This window comes from Bifidobacterium scaligerum, from assembly GCF_002802865.1.
In the GTDB taxonomy this organism is placed as follows: Bacteria; Actinomycetota; Actinomycetes; order Actinomycetales; family Bifidobacteriaceae; genus Bifidobacterium; species Bifidobacterium scaligerum.
Genome location: NZ_PGLQ01000008.1, coordinates 55,803 through 74,899, shown reverse-complemented (window position 1 = coordinate 74,899; position 19,097 = coordinate 55,803). Strand labels below are relative to the sequence as shown.

Here is a 19,097-nt window from a genome sequence, read left to right as displayed (position 1 = left end):
ACTATGAGCGTTCTCGACCGTTTTGAGAAAAGCGTGGAGGGTGCAGTCAACGGAGTGTTCGCCAAGTTCGGCTCCAAAGATCTGCAGCCTGTTGACCTGTCCAGCGCCCTGGAGCGCGAGATCGACGCCGAGGCCATGCCGGTGGGCCGCGACCGCACGGTGGCCCCGAACGAATACCGTTTCAAGCTCAGCACGCCGGACTTCGACCGCATCGAGGCGTGGGGCAGCGAGACTCTGGCCAACGAGTTGGCGGATAACCTCACCGAGTACGCCAAGAGCCAGCATTACGCTTTCGTAGGCCCGGTGATCGTGATTTTCGAAGAGGATCTGGACCTGTCCAAGGGCAACTTCAACCTCTCCTCCGAATCCGTGCAGGGCAACGCCGTCCCCGTCACTACGGACGCCCAGACCGAGGACAGCCCGGTGCTGGAGGTCAACGGCAACCAGTACCTACTCACCAAAGACAAGACGGTGATCGGCCGCGGTTCCGGCTGCGACATCGTCATCGATGATCCGGGCATCTCCCGCAAGCATCTGGAAATCGACATTACGGACAACGGTGTGATCGCCCGCGACCTTGGCTCCACGAACGGCACGTACGTGGAAGGCCATCAGGTACCCGCCGCCACGCTGCTGGATGGCAACACCATCACCATCGGCCGTACGCGCATCCTCTACTGGGCCTCGGCGCAAGCCCAGGAGTAGCCCGCGTAATCCGCTCGAAAGTCGGTACCAATGACCGAACTGACATTTGCCCTTCTGAAATACGGGTTCCTTGTACTGCTGTGGGTATTCGTATGGCTTGCCGTACGCTCCTTACGCAAGGACATCGAAACCTTCAGCCCCAGGCCTTCGCGTGCACGCCGTCGTCGCGAACGCGAAGCTCATAAGGCCAAGGCCGAAGCTCCCGTTGCTCAGCAGGCTCCCGTATCTCGTACCTCGCGCACTTCCGCACGCACAGGTCAGGCGCAGCCTACCCTGCTGGTGATTATCGACGGTCCGCTGGCCGGCAGTTCGGTACCGTTGGCCGACGCCGAAATCAGCTTGGGGCGCGCCGCATCCAACAATGTGGTGTTGGACGACGAGTTCGTCTCCTCTCATCACGCCCGCGTATATCGTGATCCGCAGTCCGGCCAGTGGGCCATTGAGGATCTGAACTCCACCAATGGCACTGTGGTCAATCAGCAGCGTATTAATCGCCCGACCATTCTGCCGGCCCGTGTTCCTGTGCGCATCGGCGCCACCACCTTCGAATTGAGGTAGCCGCATGCCAAATTCCGCCGCTTCACAACCGCTATTCCTGTATTCCACAACCGTGTCCGATGTGGGTACGGTCCGTGCGAACAATCAGGACTCCTCCTTTGCCGGAGAACATCTCATCGCCATGTGCGATGGCATGGGCGGCCATGCCGGCGGCGACACCGCATCATCCATCGCCATCCGCTCGCTGGCTCATATCGAGCAGGACGACACCGGTGGCGACGTCGAGACGATCTCGCGCATGATGGAAACCTCCGTGATGGCCGCGCATGACGCCATCGTGGGTAAAGCCAAGCGCGAACGCAAACTTGCCGGCATGGGCACCACGGTAGTCGCCGTGGCGCTGGTCGCCGGGTACTGGGTGATCGCCCATATCGGCGACTCCCGCGCCTATCTGCTGCGCGACGGCCATCTGAGCCGCATCACCTGCGATCACAGCTACGTGCAGCACCTCATCAATACCGGCCGTATCACGCCTTCGGAAGCCAAGAATCATCCGCAGCGCAACGTGGTGATGCGTGTGCTGGGCGATTTCGACATCGACCCGCATCCGGACATCTCCATCCGCAAGGCCCACCCTGCCGACCGTTGGCTGCTGTGCTCGGACGGCCTGTGCGGCGTGCTGGAAGACTCCACCATCGAAGAGACGATGAGCTCGCTGTCCGATCAGGGCGAATGCTGCCAGAGGCTCGTGCAGATGGCCCTGCGCGCCGGCAGCACCGACAACGTCACCGCCGTAATCGCGGATGCCACGCTGGCCCTTGACGCCGACGCCTTCGATCTGCCGCATCAGACCCCGCTGGTCGGCGGTGCGGCCAGCCATAACCTGGAACCGATCGCCGACATCGTCAACGAGCCGGTGGCCACCGCGCCCGCGCTGCGCGAAGACAATTCGCCGGCGCAACGCGCTGCGGCACTGATTCAGGCTGACGGCGCGCATGAAGACAAGCCTGAGCAGACCACGGTGAACCCGTCCTCGGCGCGCGTGGTCCAGCCGTCCACCGTACGTGAGGAAACCGGCGAACGCGCCAATCCGGACACCGGTGAGATTCCGGTGGTGCAGAAATCCGATGGACGACTGTCCGCCGACCCGAACGATCCGGACGTGGCGCAGGCAATTCGCGAGGAGAAGGCCGAACAGAAGAAGACCACGCGCACCAAGAAGCGCCGCACCAAGGTCGCGGTGATCATCTCCTGCATTCTTGCCGTGCTCGCGTTGGGCGGTGCCGGCTACGGCGCATACCTGTGGAGCCAGACGCATTATTACGTGGGCAACGCGAACGGCACCGTGGCGATCTACCGTGGCGTGCCGACCAGCCTGTTCGGACTGGAGCTTTCGCACGAGGTGGAAAGCACCGACATCTCCACCGCCGACCTGCCCGCCACTTGGCGCGATCAGCTGGCCCAAGGCATTACGGTCGGCTCGTTGGACGAGGCGAAATCGCACGTGAACATCATTCGCAGCGAAATGAAGAAACTGGAACAGGCACAGCAGGAAGCCGAGGCCAAGAAGTCACAGGCCACCGACTCGTCGAAGTCGTCGACAAAGTCAGATTCGTCAAGTTCATCGGGGTCCACCGATTCCTCCAAGCCGAAGTCGTCCACCAGTAACGGCAGCGGCGACGCCACGAACCAGCCCGGCATCGGCGCGGCCGACGACGCGGCCACGGGAGACGCCAAATGATCGCTACCCGTTTCCGCCAGATATTCCTGTTGCTGATCGCCATGGCGATCAGCGCGCTGGCATTCATTCAGATGTTCCAGCGCACCACCGGATCGTTTCCGGCGCAATACGCCACCATGCTGGGTGTGGTGGCAGCGCTGTTTCTGGTGCTGTGGGGATTGATGGTGCATTTCCAGCCGTATGCCAGCCAACTGGTGCTGCCGTGCGTGCTGCTGCTCACCGCCACCGGCGTGACGATGATCGCCCGCATCGATCAGAGCATGGATACCGCAGTGGCCATGCGCCAACTGACCTGGCTGTGCATCGCCATCGTCTTATCTGCCCTGATCATCATCTTCCTGAAGGATTACCGCGTCCTGCGTCGATTCTCCTATGTTTCGATGGTGGTGGGCCTGGTGCTGTTGCTCTCCCCGATGCTGCCCGTGCTCGGCCAGGAGGTCAACGGCGCACGTATCTGGGTCAGGCTCCCCGGGTTGGGCCAGTTCCAGCCGGGCGAATTCGCCAAGCTGTTCCTCGCGTTCTTCTTCGCCGCGTACCTGTTCGATCACCGCGACCAGCTGGCCGTGGGCGGCAAGAAGTTCCTGGGACTCCAGCTGCCGCGCATCAAGGATCTGGGCCCGATCATCATCGTGTGGTTCGCCTCGATGGGCGTGCTCATCATGCAGCATGATCTGGGCACTTCGCTGATGTTCTTCGCCATGTTCGTGGCGATGCTGTATGTGGCCACCGGCCGTAAAAGCTGGATTGTGATCGGTCTGCTCGCCTTCGCCGTCGGCGCGGTGCTGGCTGCCAGCGTGTTCAGCCACGTGGGCCAGCGCGTGGACGCCTGGCTGCATCCGTTCAGCAATGAGCAGTACAACAAGCCATACGGCGGCTCGTGGCAGCTGGTGACCGGCATCTTCGGCCTGGCTTCCGGCGGTATGCTCGGCACCGGGCTCGGCCAGGGGCACCCGGCGCTGACCACGTTCGCCAACTCGGACTTCATCTACGCCTCGCTTGGCGAGGAGCTGGGACTCACCGGCGTGATGGCCATTCTGGTCATCTACCTGCTGATCGTGGTGTCCGGGCTCATCACCGCGATGAAGATCAAGGACGGGTTCGGCAAGCTGCTCGCATCCGGACTGGTGTTCACGATGGCCTTCCAGGTGTTCACCGTGGTGGGCGGCATCACGCTGGTCATCCCGCTCACCGGTCTGACCCTGCCGTATATGGCGGCCGGCGGCTCCAGCCTGATCGCCAACTTCATTCTCGCCGCGCTGCTCATCGTCATTTCCGATGCGGCGAACTCGCCCGAGCCGGAGATGACGTCGAAGGCCTTCCAGTACGAAGCTCTGGCGGTTCTGCGAGACAAGGAGCTTGAGGCCCGCGCCAATGCGAACGCCACCGAGCCGATCGCCCGTCCGCAGGGCGGTGCCGTCGTCGGCGACGACCCGGATGACACCGCTGATGCCGACGATCCAAGCGATGATTCGATTATCGACATCACCCAACAGGCACCTGACCGGTACGATGTGCCCGCAGGTCACGTCGCTCCGCTGCCCCCAGCCGCAGCCCCCTCGCCCAAGCCGGCGCCCACGACTCGTCCGGGCGACACACCTGACACCCATGACCTGCCCGCCTCGTTCGCCATCCCAACGGCTCCGGCCGCAGCGCGCACCGGCAACGACGATCCCATTACCGACATCACCACGCAAGCGTATTACGACAACGACGATCCGATGGCCCCGCCGCAGCCGAAGCATCATCATGCGGCACATGCCGCTCACGCAGCGCACACGACGGCACATACGGCAACCGGACCGCTTCCCCCTCTGCCTCCCGTAAACGGAGGTAATCGCGTATGAACAAATATCTCCGTCAACTGTTTACGGCCGTAGTCGCCTTGTTCGTGGTGCTGGGCATCTCCTCCACCATCATCATGGCCGTGCGCGTCAACGTACTGAACAACGATTCGCGCAACGCACGTTCCCTGTACCATCAGCTCGGCGCTTACCGTGGTGCGATTCTGGCATCGGACGGCACCGTGATGGCCAAATCCGAACCGGTCAACGATGCGTTCAAGTACCAGCGCACCTATTCGAACGGCCCGTTGTACGCACCCATCACCGGATTCTTCTCCATCAACCAGCCCGCCGACCGCGGCATTGAAGCGTCACGCAGCACACTGCTGAACGGCGAGGCCGACTCCCTGATCTGGCAGCGGGCCAAGGCCATGCTCACCGGCTCAGTGAATCAGGGCGCGTCCATCGAAACGTCCATCGATCCCAAGCTCCAGCAGGTGGCCTACGACCAGCTGGGCAACAGAGACGGTGCGGCTGTGGCGATCGAGGTGTCCAGCGGCCGCATTCTGGCCATGGCGTCCACGCCGAGCTACGACCCGAATATGCTGGCCACCCATGACACGGAGGCCGCCACCAAGGCCTACACCGAGCTGGCAGCCGGTGCCAACAGCCCGTTGATCAACCGCGCCACCTCACAGCTTTACCCGCCCGGCTCCACGTTCAAGACCATCGTGGCAGCCGCGGCTCTGGAGACCGGCAAATACCAGACCGATACGCAGATCCCCGCCGGCGAGACCTATACCCTGCCCGGCACGGCGACCCAGTTGCCGAACGCCACCACGCAGGCCAACGGCACCAACGGTCAGATCACGTTGCAGAACGCGATCGCATGGTCCTCAAACACCGCATTCGCGCAGCTGGGCGTCAAGCTCGGCTCAGACACGGTCAGCGATATGGCCACCTCGCTGGGATTCGGCAGCACCATCACCATTGATGGCAGCGACGCCACCGGCACCCCGATGAAGGCCACCGCCTCTACATTCCCCACCGATCTGACCGACGACCGTCTGGCGCTGGCTTCGATCGGGCAGGGAGACACCACCGCCACGCCGCTGCAGATGGCGATGGTGGCGCAGGCGATCGCCAATAACGGCAAGGTGATGCAGCCGACGCTGGTCGATCGCGTCCGTGCCGCCGATTTGACGGTGCTGTCGCAGACCAAGGCCCAGAGCATGGGCATCGCGTTCAGCAAGGATACCGCCGACAAGCTCACCGAAATGATGGAGCATGTGGTCACCGACGCCAATCCGCAGCTGGCCATCGATGGTGTCACCGTGGCCGCCAAAACCGGTACCGCGCAGATCGGCACCGACAACAGCTCCATCGATGGCTGGGTGATTGGTTTCGCACCGGCAGACAATCCGCAGATTGCCGTGGCCGTGGTGGTGCACAACACCGACCTGTATGGTTCGTTCGCCGCTGGCCCGATCATGCGCGCGATGATTGAGGAGGCTCTACAGCAGTGAAACTTATCGAAGGACAGTTGATCCACCGCCGATACCGCCTTGATGCTCGCTTGGCGCAGGGCGGCATGGGCGAAGTGTGGAAGGGCTACGATATCCAGCTCGGACGCGAAGTGGCCATCAAGGCGTTGCGCTCGGATATGACCAATGCGGAGGCCAAGCTGCGCCGTCTGCGCGCTGAAGCCCACAATTCCGCCAATCTGGCGCATCCGAATATCGCCGCGTTGTTCGAATACTACGAGCATGACGGCATCGGCTTCCTCATCATGGAATATGTGCCGTCCCGTTCGCTGGCGGCGCTGTTCCACGAGAAGGGCGCGATGGACCCCACCGAACTGCTGCCGATTCTTATTCAGACGGCCCGCGGGCTGTTCGTGGCGCATTCGCACGGTGTGATTCACCGTGACGTCAAGCCGGCGAACATCATGGTTTCCGATTCCGGCGAAGTCAAAATCACTGATTTCGGCGTCAGCTATTCCACCGGCCAAGGGCAGATCACCCAGGATGGCATGGTGGTGGGCACCGCACAGTACATCTCACCCGAACAGGCGCAGGGCCAGCAGGCCACACCCCAGTCGGACATCTACTCGCTGGGCGTGGTGGCTTACGAGGGGCTTGCCGGGCACCGTCCGTTCACCGGTGCCACGCCGGTGGATATCGCCGCCGCCCATGTGAACGATCCGGTGCCGCCGCTGCCGGACACGGTGGACGTACAGCTTCGTGAATTCGTAATGTCGATGCTGGCCAAGGATCCGCTGGATCGGCCGAAGGATGCGCTGGTGGTGTCCCGCACGCTGGCGCGTATCGAACGTCGACTGCTTGATCAGCAGACCGAAATGGCGGATACCACTGTGGTGTCGTCCGGCGGACGACTGCCGCGCAGGGTGACCAGCACGCCACGCATCGTTTTGGAGACTCCGGTCTCAAGATTGGGAGGGAAACAATGAGCACGAGTATGCCCACCGCATTGGCCGGCGGACGCTACCAGCTTGGCCAGCTCATCGGTCGTGGCGGCATGGCCGAGGTCCACGTGGCCCTCGACACCCGTCTGGGCCGTACCGTGGCCGTGAAGATCATGCGCGCCGATCTGGCCAACGACGATATCTTCCTGGCGCGTTTCCGCCGTGAGGCGCACGCCGTCGCCCAGATGAACAACCCGAACATCGTCAACATCTACGATTCCGGTGAAGAGGCGGTCTACGGCGAAAACGGCGAAACCGAGCGTCTGCCGTATATCGTGATGGAGTACGTCAAGGGCCAGACCCTGCGCGACATCCTGAAGGTGAACGGCGCCCTGAGCCAGCGCGACAGCGAACAGGTGATGCTCGGTGTGCTCAACGCGCTCGACTACTCGCACCGCATGGGCATCATCCACCGCGACATCAAGCCCGGCAACATCATGATTTCCGAGCAGGGCGTGGTCAAGGTGATGGACTTCGGCATCGCCCGCGCTCTGGATGATTCGGCAGCCACGATGACCCAGTCGCAGGGCGTGGTGGGCACTGCACAGTACCTCTCCCCCGAACAGGCGCGCGGTGAGACCGTGGACATGCGCTCCGACCTGTACTCGGCCGGTTGCGTGCTGTACGAAATGCTCACCGGACGTCCGCCGTTCACCGGCGATTCGGCGGTGGCCATCGCCTACCAGCACGTCTCCGAAGTGGCCACGCCGCCGAGCGCGGTGGTGCCGGGTCTGCCGAAGATGTGGGATTCGATCTGTGCCAAGGCCATGGCCAAGGACCGTCAGAACCGGTACGCCACGGCAGCCGAGTTCAAAACCGATATCCTGACCTATATGAACGGCGGTGTGCCGGTGGCGGCCGCGTTCAATCCGTTGACCGACCTGTCGAATGTGAAGGCGCGTAAGGAGGCCGAACGCGATCAGCCCACCGTGCCGATGACGCCCGGCAGCGGCCAGCCTACGCAGGCGTTCAATCCGGCCACCGGCCAGTTCGAGCAGATCGCACCGAATGCCGCCAATGCCGAGGCGTTGCGCTCTCGGGCCCAGCAGCGTGCGCAGGCGGCCAAGGCCAAGAAGCGTAAGAAGATCATCATCGCTTCGATCGCCGCTGCCGTTGTGGTGGCGCTGATCGTGGTGGGCGCGATCTTCGCGCTCAAGCCCGGCTCCAACCAGAGCACCGCGGAAACGGTGACGATTCCAGAATGCACCACATCCACCTCCAAGGACGGTATTCAGGCGAAGCTTGAGGCCTTGGGTCTGACCATGGTGGCGAAGCAGGATACCGATTCCACCGAGCCGGAAGGTACCTGCACCAAGATGAGCCCGAAGGCCGGTTCCAAGGTGGAGAAGGGCTCCAAGGTGCAGGTGTGGTTCTCCGCCGGCCCGCAGTCCACGCAGATTCCGGATGTGACCAAGCGCAGCCAGGATGAGGCGCGCTCCATGCTGGAGGATGCCGGTTTCAAGGTGAGCGCCAATGTGAAGACCGAAGACAGTGACTCCGTGGCCAAGGATATGGTGACCCGCACCGACCCGGTGGCCGGTCAGAACGCCACCAAGGGCTCCACGATCACGCTGTGGGTGTCCACCGGCATGACCAAGGTGCCGAGCAACCTGGTGGGTCAGCCGAAGGATTCGGTGCTGGCGCAGTATTCGAGCTTCAACTTCGTGGTGGAATCCGAGACTTCGGACACCGTGCCGGAAGGCTCCATCACGCGCGTGGATCCGGGTGAGGGGTCGTCCATCGAGCAGGGCGGCACGATTACCATCTGGGTGTCCACCGGCAAGGAGCAGGCCACGGTGCCGTCGGTCGCCACCGATGGCAGTGTTGATGTGGTGACCGCAAAGCTGATGCTGCAGGCCGCCGGCTTCAACGTGAATGTCAGCGGTCCTACGTCCAACGCCGTCGTGGTCGGCATGAATCCTGCCGCCGGTTCGCAGGTGGACGCCGGTTCGACCGTCACGATTACGACGAAGGCCACAACGACCACGCCGAATACCAACACCGAGACGAACTCGGATACGAATAAGAGCGATGGCGATGCCACCAAGCAGCAGTAATCGGTAGCGGCCGATAGCCAACCCATTACGGAAGAAGGGCGGTTTCCTCACCATATAAGTCATATGGTGAGGAAACCGCCCTTCTGTTGTCGGCATCAACAGCGAATCATATTTAAATCATCCACAAATCAATTCAATCGATTGCCGCTGTGCCGAGCGTTACCTACCGTTATCTACTTCACTACCTTCGGCTGAAGCCCGGCGGACTTGGCCACCGCGTTCTCCTGGCCACAGACCTTCAACCAGTTGGCCAGCAGACGGTAGCCATCCTGCGTCATCACGGACTCGGGGTGGAACTGCACCGCATACATCGGCTTGCCCTTCACGCGCAGTCCCTGAATAATGTGATCGCCCTGAGTCCATGCGGTCACTTCCAGCGTTTCGGGCACCGAAGTCGGCTCCACAGCCAGCGAATGGTAGCGCGTGGCGGTCATCGGATTGGCCACGCCTTCGAAAATCTCGTCATCCACATGCTCCACCAAGCTGGTTTTGCCATGCATGATGGTCGGCGCATGGTCCACCGTCGCCCCATACACTTCGGCGAGCGCCTGAAGCCCTAGACACACACCGAACATCGGCTTGTTCGTACGCGCCGCCAAGCGAATCATCCCCTCGCTGGCCCCGGATTCGGCCGGAGCGCCAGGGCCGGGAGAGATCAGCACGCCGTCATACTCGTCCAGGACACCGGGGGTTTCGGGGTCGATGGCGTCGTTGCGCACCACATCAACCGTGGCTCCCAGCGTTTTCAAATAGCCGACGATCGTATACACGAACGAATCGTAATTGTCCACCACCAGAATGCGTGCGGAATCGGTCATAGGGCTCTCCTTCGTGCGAACATCTGCTGCAAGTCATACTACTCAGCCCAGCTGCCGCATGAGCCCGACCGTCCACCGTCGCTGGCCGATTCCTCGGACGTCCCCGGACGATGTCCCGGACATCCCACGCGTTCTGGGCATATCCGTACCAATTAATGCGGTTCTGGGCATACACGTATGCTGAGGGGCCCAAAAACGGTCTCTTCGCCATACGGATATGCCCAGAACATACGGATATGCCCAGAAAGGGAGGGAGGAAGGGGCCGACAGAACTGACAGAACCCGACAGAACCCGACAGAACCCGACAGAACCGTCAGAACCGCCGGAATCTACTGAGAAACTACTGCTGCGGCACGGCTACGAAGTTCGACATCTGCTGCAGGAAGGGGATATTGGCCGCGGCCCACGGGAATGTCCATTGGAACAGCGCAACGGCAGCGGCGAACAACAGGATCATCAACAGCAACCAACGAATCGGGGCCACACCGGGCTGCAGACGCAGCAATCCGCCGTAGATGCTGGCGTCCGGACGGCGACGCTCACCCAAGCGAATCGCGCGCAGCAGCGGCCAGCGCCACGCCACAGCGGCGGCGATGAACAGAATCGCCCACAGCGCCAACGCACCGAACGCCACCTTGTCCAACGATCCGATCCGCGAGGAAATCGACGGCGTCTCGTTGATGGCGAACTTCACCGCACCGGACGAATCGGTGGTGGTCAACTCCTGAGGCACACCATCGGAAACCTTGGCCCAGTACTTGAGCTCGCCGTAGCTAATCCACCGATGCGTAGGCGTGGTGTACTTCGGCTCGCAGGTGGTCAACGTGATCATACGTTTGGTGGCGGCCGCAGTCTGGCTTTCGGGATTGGGGGCGATGACGTACGTATCAGTGGGCAGCACGATTTCGTACCGCGTGTAGTGGTAGACGTACCAGTAGTCCTTGGTACGAATGACGATCGCGTCGCCCTCCTGCAGTTTGTCGACGTCGCCGAGCGGCTGGCCATAACCGTTACGATGGCCCGCCACCGCGAAATTGCCCATCTGGCCGGGCAGCTGCGTGGTTTCGTAATGGCCTAATCCGTGGCGATTGAGCTGTTCGAGCGTAGTGCCCTCCACAATGTTGCGGTGCCACTGGGAGCCGAAGCGAGGGATATAGACCTGTGCGATGAGGTCGCCGTACTGCGGATTCTCGGGCTGCGCGGGCGGGTCGCCCTCCTGCGCCTTGGCCACGCTGACCGCGCCGCCGCTTTTGCCCGGATCGCTCCAGTTCACCGACTTTGTGGTGCTGTTCTGCACCTGTTCGGCCTCCACGCCGGTCCACCACATCTGCCAGACGATGTACAGGGCGCAGATGGCGGCTGCGGTGAGCAGCAGTTCGGCGAAGATGCCCAGCGCCTGCCAGATCGGGCTGCGCCGGGTCGTCGAAGCCATGTCGACGTGGGTTCTTCCGTGTCTCATTACTGTCCTTACTGTCCTTGCCCCTCGCTCTGGGAATCGTCGGCGCTACCGGCGCTCTGCTCGTCCTGCCCGTTCACCGTGGCGTATTTCAGCTGCTGCAGCAACGCCGCCGTGGCCGGGAATCGCAAATCGTCCTTTTTCTCCACCTTGTACCCGATGCCGAACACGGTCACGTACTGTTTCAGAATGCCGATGGCCTTGGAATCGTTGAGGGCTTCGCGCAGCTGTTGCGGGTCGCCGATGGCGGAAATCGTGAACGGCGGCGAGTATTTCTTACCGTGCAGCGACAACACATTGCCCGAGCAGATCACGGCCGAATTGAACAGCACCCGCTGGTCCATGATCATCATGGCCTCGGCGCCGCCCGACCACAGCGCGTTCACCACGGATTCGACGTCCTGCTGGTGAATCACGTAATCATTGATGTTTGCGGTTGAGCCATTGTTGTTCACCGCATTCTCCCACAGCGGGGAATCGTCAAGCGTTACGGTGACGCCTTCGCCACTCAGCTCGGGCAGCATCAGGCCGGAATCCCCCGAGTCGGCATTGCTTTCGGAATCATTCTTGGTGCCGGCGTTCAGCGCATCGGTAAGATTGGTCACCTGCTTGGTCAGATCGTTGACGTCCTGCTGCAGCTGATTGGCTTCGTCCACACCGCGTTCCACCAAGTCGGCCGTATCGTTGGTCACGGTGACGGTTCGATTGACCCGTACGTTGGTGCTGAGCAGGAAACCGGTCAGCGCGATGACGACAAACACCGTGACGCCGCCCAATATTGAGCGCCGTACACCATGCTTGCCTACGTGTCTGGCCATGAATTTCCTGCCATTTCCCGTCATTTTGCCGACTGTGGTCGCTGCTTTCGAGTCTAGCCACTATTATGACTTTTAGCCTATTGAATGGAGACTATGCTGATGGCTGACGAAGAGCTGCACGAAACCGACTCGAACGACCAGAAGGATTGGCAGAACGAGGTCAAGGCCGAGGAAACGGCCGCAGAGGACGCCAAGGACGTCGCTGAATCTGCTGAGTCCGGTAAGTCCGACGCGAGCGAGGATGAGGACGAGACTTACGGCGTGGATATGGAGCAGGTACAGGCGGTGCTGAACGCCACTGCCGATAAGGCCACACTCACCCCGCAGATGCAGCGCATGATGAACCGTCAGGCCGAAAACACCAAGCGCGTTGAAGAGACCATCAAGGGCACCAAGTCCAACCCGCGTTGGTTCGTGCCGGTGTTCTGCGCATTCATGATCGTCGGTCTGATCTGGTGCGTGGTGTACTACCTCTCCCCGACCGGCTCATGGCCGATTCCGAACATCGGCGCCTGGAATCTCGCCATCGGCTTTGCGCTGATTATGGTGGGCTTCCTGATGACGATGGGGTGGCGCTGAGGCCGCGCTGGGTTTCCAGCGCTCGACTGTGCGACTGTGCGACTGTGCGACTGTGTATGGTCGCCACGTATACCTCGACGGCATTCGGCGACTGCGCATAGTAGCTGCACAAACACCTACATACGGCCACTTCCGATAAGGCCACTGACACACGACGAAAAACCGGTTTCCGTTCACACGGGACCGGTTTTTTAATGCCTCCGGGACTATAGGGACCATAGGTACCATAGGGCTATAGGAACTTTGACCCATCAAAAGTCGTCTCCTTCGCATGCACAACGACGTGACGCACGGATGGGGAACGCGCAGAGGGACTGGCACCGTACGGACCGCTTCTTGAAGCATGACCGGGATTGCACACTGTATCATGCGCAATCGCGTGGAATTATTCGCATCTTCATGTGGGTTGATGGAGTTACCCACAGTTGTCCACGTGTTATCCACGAGTTATCCACAGACTTATCCACTCGATGTGGATGAATTACACAAATGTGGTTTAGCGTCAACTTATCCACCGAATGTGGAAAACCGTGTGGATAACTAGTGGATAAGTGGTGGATAACGTCTCTTTTTCTGTGAATAAGCGGTGCATAACACCGAAGATACCGGTTTCAGACACTGAGGATTTGGTGGATAGACGTTTTGATAATGGAGTTATCCACATAATACCCGGCAATCACTGTCCACAGTTATGCACCGTCATCCCCTCAGACAATGCACACCCACCGGAGTTATCCACAAACTTATCCACTCTTGTGCACAACTGTGCACAACCCTTACGCACAATCGGCGGTATCGAGCCATTCATCAATGTGCACAACTCAATGTGCACAACTCAGCCCAACGTCAAATGCCGTCACACAGCGGTCCGATGTGCGCGAGCCGCGCTGTAGGTACCAATCACCAACGAATTAATCAGTGAAGCCAACCGTACGGATTGGCGGTATTGCACAGCAGCATCAATGCCACCACAAGCACCACCACGGACCATCCATACACCTGCATACGCCAGACCAAGCTTTTGCCGCGCCACGGCTTGAGTCCTGCCACCAACAGCCAAGTCAACAGTCCACCGACCACAAATCCACCGACATGCGCCTGCCAGGCCACGCCACCGACCACGAACGGCAATGCGAAGTTCACCGCCATCCACACCAGCATCGAGCGAATATCAGCTCCAATGCGGCGGTAGACCACCAGCAACGCCGCAAACAAGCCGAATAACGCGCCGGACGCACCGTAGGCGGCCGAGGCCCAGCCTTGCCCGCCGGGTGCCAGCAGCGCCCAGACCATCAGACCGAGCGAACCTCCTAGGCCGGAGATCATGTACAGGCCAAGGAACCGCCAATGCCCCATCATCCGCTCCAGCATCGGTCCCACCGAATACAAGGCGATCATATTGAACAGGATGTGCAGGATGGAGTTCGGCGCATGCAGGAACATCGACGTGACTATGGTCCATGGTTCCACAATCATCGTGGCAGGGGCCGCCATGCCACGCACGATCAACCACTGCTGCAATGCCGGGGAGATGAATCCGGCCAATACCTCCACCAGCCACACCGCTGTACAGGCCACGATAAGCGCCCACGTGATTACCGGGCCGCCACGTTCCCATTGATACCGAATCTGCTGTTTGGTAGGCATACGCATGGGTCCACTGTATCGAATACCGCGAACGCCAAATTCCTGAGGCTCTCATTCGGGCATTCGGGCAGTCGGGCGTTCGAACATTCAGGCATTCAGGCACAAGGACGTGCTTGGCGACGGGTACTTGCCAAACATTGGTCGGAAAACACCAGAGAGGGCCATGCAGCGTCGGCGTCTAGCCAAGAAGAGGCAATCAGCCACCGCTTACAAGCGTATCTGGCGTTTCCCTGCCATTTCTTGGCCGGCACCCGCCGCTAGGGTGCCCACGCGCGGCGGATTCGTGCCAAACGCTGCCCGAACAACCGCGAAGCCTGCCCATGTGCGGAAGAAGCACTGCCACTGCTTGGCACTCCGGCTACGCCGATAAATCGCCGGGGCATGTCATTCCACCCAATCAACACAATCACCGGCCTAAAATAGGGAGCAGAGTCGGTCTGAATGGGCAAACCGACCAGACGATCCCCAGGGAAAGGAGCCGTCATGGAGAACAAGTCTTCTAACGGTTGGAAGTTCTTCGCGCTACTGTTCGGTGCACTACTTGCCGCAGTGGTGGGTCTGTACATCTACAAGCAGCAGAACCCGGATTACGATCCGTGGGAGGAGCCGTGGGAGAACAGCTCTTCGCCGGTGGATTTGGGGCTGAACAAGGCCGCTGAGAAGGAAGCTGCGGGCAGCGAGGAGGAGCCCGAAGCCGCCCCCGCCGAGGCCTGATTTCCAGCTGTTATTACGAAAGCCCTCGCAGCCGATGTGGTTGCGGGGGCTTTCGTATGTTCTGCGTCTGTTCTGCGGCAACGATTTCAACCGCCCGTTCTGCGAGACTTTCGGTAGAACGGTTATCTGGGCCGATTACCGGACCGATTCCCAGGTCGATTGATTACTGGCCGATTCGATTTGGTTACCGAGCCGGTTGATTATCAGAACGATTCATTTCGGACTGGCTGATTTATCAGGCAGACTATCGAGCAGAGGCATCTCTCCGGCACTGCTTGGCATTATCAACACTGAAGTTGACGCTGAAGGGGTGGGAAGTGCGTATCCCGACACACTCAAGGCCGTTTGACCAAGCTTACAGTCGGAATACGCACTCCCCACCCCTTCATCTGCGTTCCAAGACATCGATCAGCGAGCAGACTATCCGCCCGGCCGCCCCAGCGTACGTTTTTCCAGAGAAGATCCGCTCTTTTCTGGAGGAACGTACGCTGACAGTCACTGAGCGTACGTTCCTACAGATGACATCATTATTACTCTGGAAAAACGTACGCCGCGGACACTCCGTCAGTCGGCGAGCGGGCCAGTGTGCCAGTGTGCGGAGACGAAAAAGGGAACAGTCCAGTGGACTGTTCCCCTGCGACGCCGAGCGGCTATGCCGCGAAGCAGGAATACAGCCTCGCAGCTGGGAGGCCCGGACTATGGCCGTCAGGCCAGAGGGCCGGTCTCCCAGATACGCGGAGCCGTCAAGCGGGGAGCCCAGTGGGCTCCCCGTAGGCGACGCCGAGCGACGACAGTCGCGAGGTAGGAACCAGCACGTATCTGGCGTACTGGTTCCGAGCCGTCAGGCGAGCAGAGCGAGTCGGCTGACGTGTGTGTCCGCAAGGCGCACCGAGGGAAGGCGTACGAAGGTATGTCGACCGAGGAGCAACGCCGCGGACACTTCGTCAGTCGGCGGGCGGGCCAGTGTGCCAGTGTGCGGAGACGAAAAAGGGAACAGTCCAGTGGACTGTTCCCGGCGACGCCGAGCGACTATGCCGCGAGGCAGGAATACAGCCTCGCAGCTGGGAGGCCCGGACTATGGCCGTCAGGCCAGAGGACCGGTGTGCCAGAGTGCGGAGCCGTCAAGCGGGGAGCCCAGTGGGGCTCCCCATAGGCGACCGCCGAGCGACGACAGTCGCGAGGTAGGAACCAGCACGTATCCGGCGTACTGGTTCCGAGCCGTCAGGCCAGCGGACCAGTGTGCCAGATACGTTCCAAATAATCCTCAATAGAGCGATCGGAGCTGAAGAAGCCGGAGTTGGCCACGTTGAGCAGGGCCTTGCGGTTCCACTCAAGCGGATCGCGGTAGAGCTTCTCGATCTCGGCCTGAATGTCGGCGTAGGCGGAGAAGTCGGCCAGGGTCATGAACCAATCCTTGGTCAGCCAATCGGCCACGAGCGGAGCGTAAGCGTTGCGGTCACCGTTGGAGAAGGTGCCGTTGGCCACCAGATCGATGGCCTGCTTCAGGCGAGGATCAGCCTCGTAGTACTTGGCCGGATCGTAACCGTCGGCGTAGAGCTTCTCGACCTCGTCCACGGTCATACCGAAGAGGAAGAAGTTCTCGGCACCGACGCGCTCACGAATCTCAACGTTGGCGCCATCGAGGGTGCCAACAGTCAGAGCACCGTTCAAAGCGAACTTCATGTTGCCGGTACCGGAGGCTTCCTTGCCGGCCTGAGAGATCTGCTCGTCGAGCTCGGTGGCCGGAATCAGGTTCTGAGCCATCTCGATGTTGTAGTTCGGCAGCATGTGGACAGCCAGCTTGCCCTTGACGTCCGGGTCGTTGTTGACGACCTTGGAGACGTTGTTGATCAGCTGGATGGTCATCTTGGCCAGGTAGTAGCCAGGAGCGGCCTTGGCGCCGAAGAACACGGTGCGCGGCAGGATGTCGTCGGCGGAAACGGTGCCGTTCTTGATGGCGGCGTACTTGGAGATGACGGCCAGGATCTTCAGGCTCTGGCGCTTGTACTCGTGCAGACGCTTGACCATGGTGTTGAACATGGTGTTCTCGTCGATGTCGAGGCCGTAGTGGTCCTTGGCGAAGCCGACGAACGCGTGCTTGTTGGCGGCCTTGACGGCGGCGAACTTCTTGACGAACTCGTCATCCTTGGCCAGCGGCGCCAGGCCCTCAAGCAGTTCGAGGTCGGAGAGCCACTTGTCGGTGCCGAGACCCTCGGTGATGAGGTCGGACAGGCCCGGGTTGGCGAGCTTGACGAAACGACGCGGGGTCACACCGTTGGTCACGTTGGTGAACTTGGCCGGGTAGACGTCGGAGAAGTCCTTCAGGGTCATGTCCTTGAGGAGCTGGGAGTGCAGGGCAGCCACGCCGTTGACGTGGGAGCCGCCGTACGTGGCCAGGTAGGCCATGCGGACGGAGTCGCCGGTGTAGATGCGCATGCGCTCGATGGTCTCGTCGGCGACGCCCTTGCCCTTGAGCTCGTCCTCGAACTGCTCGTTGATCTTCTCGATGATCTCAAGGTGACGCGGCAGCAGTTCGCCGATCAGGCTGGCCGGCCAGACTTCCAGTGCCTCAGGCAGCAGGGTGTGGCAGGTGTAGTTGAAGGTCTTGACGGTGATGTCCCAAGCGGTATCCCAGTCGTAGTCGTACTCATCGATGAGGATGCGCATGAGCTCCGGGATGCCGATCACCGGGTGGGTGTCGTTGAGCTGGAAGGTGATCTTGTTCGGGAAGGTGGTCAGGTCCGGCTTGTCCTGGCCCGGGTAGAAGACGCGGATGGCGTCATGCAGGGAGGCGGACACGAAGAAGTACTGCTGCTCAAGACGCAGTTCCTTGCCGACCTTGGTGGAATCTTCCGGGTAGAGGATCTTGGAGATGTTCTCGGCCTTGACCTGCGGCTTGACGGCGTCCATGTACTCGGAGCGGTTAAAAGCGAGCAGATCGAACTCGTCGTAGCTCTTGGCGGTCCACAGACGCAGGGTGTTCACACGCTGGGACTTGTAGCCCGGCACCAGGTAATCAACCGGCACGGCGCGCACGGACCAAGCCGGCTTCCACACCTTCTTGCCGTTCTCCTCGACGACTTCGCCGCCGAAGGAGACCTTCTGGTCACGGTTGTAATCGATGTGGCCCCACGGCTCTTCGTTGTTCAGCCAGTAATCCGGGGTTTCGACCTGCTTGCCGTTCTCATCGAAGGTCTGCTTGAAGATGCCGTACTTGTACTGGATGCCGTAGCCGAAAGCCGGAACGCCCAGAGAGGCGAGGGAGTCGATGAAGCAGGCGGCGAGACGACCGAGGCCACCGTTGCCGAGGCCCGGTTCGTATTCGGCGTCGATGATATCTTTCGGCTGGAAGCCCAGGGCTTCAACGGCACTGTCGAACTGGTCGGTCAGGCCGGCGTTGAGCAGAGCGTTCTCCAGCTGCTTGCCCATCAGGAACTCTGCGGAGAAGTAGCCCACGGCCTTGGTGTTGCCGTTGACGGTGTCAGCCTGGGTCTTGAACCAAGCGTCCGCGAGGTGGTTACGCACGGCCTTGGAGGCAGCGACGTACACGTCGGCTGCGGTGGCCTGCTCAGGAGTGACGTTCTGAGTGTACTTGAGTTGCTCGCGAATCTCGTCGGCGAATTGATCCGCCGTGACGGGAGACTTAGGTGCGGTGATTTCGGTCATTCTGACTTTCCTTCCGGGATAATTGCCCGATTCCATTATGCCGCGAGATAGGTATCGCCACATGGACGCACACATGAACACTCCGTAACAGCTTTGACGTGAAGTCTCATGCATACGTTCTCATTGGTAGA

14 protein-coding genes are annotated in these 19,097 nt (G+C 60.8%); 9 read left to right on the top strand and 5 right to left on the bottom strand.

What is annotated here, in order from left to right:
* Window positions 1-3: 3 nt before the first annotated feature.
* Genes CUU80_RS09290 through pknB form a run of 7 tightly spaced genes read left to right on the top strand, consistent with a single transcriptional unit; the run spans window position 4 to window position 9,267 of the window.
* Window positions 4-705, top strand: coding sequence for an FHA domain-containing protein (locus tag CUU80_RS09290; RefSeq protein ID WP_100497048.1), 702 nt, complete (start codon window positions 4-6; stop codon window positions 703-705).
* A 30-nt stretch (window positions 706-735) separates the two neighbouring features.
* Complete coding sequence (locus CUU80_RS09285) at window positions 736-1,263, top strand: FHA domain-containing protein FhaB/FipA (RefSeq protein ID WP_100497046.1); 528 nt, start codon at window positions 736-738, stop codon at window positions 1,261-1,263.
* A 4-nt stretch (window positions 1,264-1,267) separates the two neighbouring features.
* Entirely contained in the window at window positions 1,268-2,944 is a 1,677-nt protein-coding gene (locus CUU80_RS09280; RefSeq protein WP_100497045.1) for a PP2C family protein-serine/threonine phosphatase, read from the top strand.
* Window positions 2,941-4,788, top strand: coding sequence for an FtsW/RodA/SpoVE family cell cycle protein (locus CUU80_RS09275; RefSeq protein ID WP_100497044.1), 1,848 nt, complete (start codon window positions 2,941-2,943; stop codon window positions 4,786-4,788). Before CUU80_RS09280 ends, CUU80_RS09275 begins: the two co-directional genes overlap by 4 nt.
* Window positions 4,785-6,251 carry a peptidoglycan D,D-transpeptidase FtsI family protein gene (locus tag CUU80_RS09270; RefSeq protein ID WP_100497043.1) on the top strand — a complete coding sequence of 489 codons (1,467 nt, stop codon included), beginning with the start codon at window positions 4,785-4,787 and terminating at the stop codon, window positions 6,249-6,251. The genes CUU80_RS09275 and CUU80_RS09270 overlap by 4 nt, the downstream gene beginning before the upstream one ends.
* Window positions 6,248-7,195 carry a serine/threonine-protein kinase gene (locus tag CUU80_RS09265; RefSeq protein WP_100497042.1) on the top strand — a complete coding sequence of 316 codons (948 nt, stop codon included), beginning with the start codon at window positions 6,248-6,250 and terminating at the stop codon, window positions 7,193-7,195. Before CUU80_RS09270 ends, CUU80_RS09265 begins: the two co-directional genes overlap by 4 nt.
* On the top strand, window positions 7,192-9,267 hold the full coding sequence (pknB, locus tag CUU80_RS09260) for a Stk1 family PASTA domain-containing Ser/Thr kinase (protein WP_100497040.1): 2,076 nt from the start codon (window positions 7,192-7,194) through the stop codon (window positions 9,265-9,267). The genes CUU80_RS09265 and pknB overlap by 4 nt, the downstream gene beginning before the upstream one ends.
* A gap of 173 nt (window positions 9,268-9,440) precedes the next feature.
* Here pknB and CUU80_RS09255 read toward each other — a convergent pair whose 3' ends face one another.
* The 3 genes from CUU80_RS09255 to CUU80_RS09245 form a co-directional block, all read right to left on the bottom strand.
* Complete coding sequence (locus CUU80_RS09255) at window positions 9,441-10,085, bottom strand: anthranilate synthase component II (protein WP_100497039.1); 645 nt, start codon at window positions 10,083-10,085, stop codon at window positions 9,441-9,443.
* 341 nt (window positions 10,086-10,426) lie between these two features.
* On the bottom strand, window positions 10,427-11,518 hold the full coding sequence (locus CUU80_RS09250) for a class E sortase (RefSeq protein WP_243388716.1): 1,092 nt from the start codon (window positions 11,516-11,518) through the stop codon (window positions 10,427-10,429).
* A gap of 35 nt (window positions 11,519-11,553) precedes the next feature.
* On the bottom strand, window positions 11,554-12,360 hold the full coding sequence (locus tag CUU80_RS09245) for a DUF881 domain-containing protein (RefSeq protein WP_100497036.1): 807 nt from the start codon (window positions 12,358-12,360) through the stop codon (window positions 11,554-11,556).
* A gap of 93 nt (window positions 12,361-12,453) precedes the next feature.
* Here CUU80_RS09245 and crgA point away from each other — a divergent pair, with 93 nt between their 5' ends.
* The gene (gene crgA, locus CUU80_RS09240; protein WP_207760115.1) at window positions 12,454-12,939 is read left to right on the top strand and encodes a cell division protein CrgA; all 486 of its coding nucleotides are present in this window, start codon (window positions 12,454-12,456) and stop codon (window positions 12,937-12,939) included.
* Window positions 12,940-13,854: 915 nt separating this feature from the next.
* Here the strand turns inward: crgA and CUU80_RS09235 are convergent.
* On the bottom strand, window positions 13,855-14,592 hold the full coding sequence (locus CUU80_RS09235; RefSeq protein WP_100497035.1) for a rhomboid family intramembrane serine protease: 738 nt from the start codon (window positions 14,590-14,592) through the stop codon (window positions 13,855-13,857).
* Window positions 14,593-15,069: 477 nt separating this feature from the next.
* On the opposite strand from CUU80_RS09235, the gene CUU80_RS09230 reads away from it, so the two are divergent.
* A complete protein-coding gene (locus tag CUU80_RS09230; RefSeq protein WP_165775918.1) occupies window positions 15,070-15,300 on the top strand; it encodes a hypothetical protein in 231 nt (76 codons plus the stop codon).
* Window positions 15,301-16,521: 1,221 nt separating this feature from the next.
* Here the strand turns inward: CUU80_RS09230 and CUU80_RS09225 are convergent.
* Window positions 16,522-18,966 carry a glycogen/starch/alpha-glucan phosphorylase gene (locus CUU80_RS09225; protein ID WP_100497032.1) on the bottom strand — a complete coding sequence of 815 codons (2,445 nt, stop codon included), beginning with the start codon at window positions 18,964-18,966 and terminating at the stop codon, window positions 16,522-16,524.
* Between the last annotated feature and the right edge of the window lie 131 nt (window positions 18,967-19,097).